Source organism: Desulfobacter sp. UBA2225, from assembly GCF_002348205.1.
In the GTDB taxonomy this organism is placed as follows: domain Bacteria; phylum Desulfobacterota; class Desulfobacteria; order Desulfobacterales; family Desulfobacteraceae; genus Desulfobacter; species Desulfobacter postgatei.
Genome location: NZ_DDYV01000176.1, coordinates 35679 through 36295, shown reverse-complemented (window position 1 = coordinate 36295; position 617 = coordinate 35679). Strand labels below are relative to the sequence as shown.

Here is a 617-nt window from a genome sequence, read left to right as displayed (position 1 = left end):
AGCTGCCTGTGCGGCAGGGAACGCAAGAAGGTGAGGTGCAGCGTCAACATGAGCTTTTCTAAGCTGCCTGTGCGGCAGGGAACGTTTCCGGCAGGCTCTTTATCCAGTCCACGGCTTTCTAAGCTGCCTGTGCGGCAGGGAACGAACGATTAAATGGGCGAACGTTGAGAAACTGTTTCTAAGCTGCCTGTGCGGCAGGGAACGGAGGACGGAAAATGAACTTTGCAGAATATCATTTCTAAGCTGCCTGTGCGGCAGGGAACATAAACGCAATGCAAATCATTTGTGACTTGTTTTTCTAAGCTGCCTGTGCGGCAGGGAACATCATGCAAGAAATAGGTGACTGTGCTTGGATTTTCTAAGCTGCCTGTGCGGCAGGGAACCATATCTTGATCTTGGATATGTGTCAGAAATTTTTCTAAGCTGCCTGTGCGGCAGGGAACTATCAGGCTACTATACCAGGGTTCCCTTCAGATTTCTAAGCTGCCTGTGCGGCAGGGAACTCACGAATTTGAGGCTGGCGTGTTCGGAAATCTTTCTAAGCTGCCTGTGCGGCAGGGAACTGTATCGATAAAAAAATCGCCGTCAAACGCAATTTCTAAGCTGCCTGTGCGGCA

General features: G+C 50.4%; 1 CRISPR repeat array.

Annotated elements, in window-relative coordinates:
* Positions 1–54: 54 nt before the first annotated feature.
* Positions 55–563: direct repeats of the CRISPR family, unit length 29 nt; unit sequence TTTTCTAAGCTGCCTGTGCGGCAGGGAAC.
* Positions 564–617 lie beyond the last annotated feature (54 nt).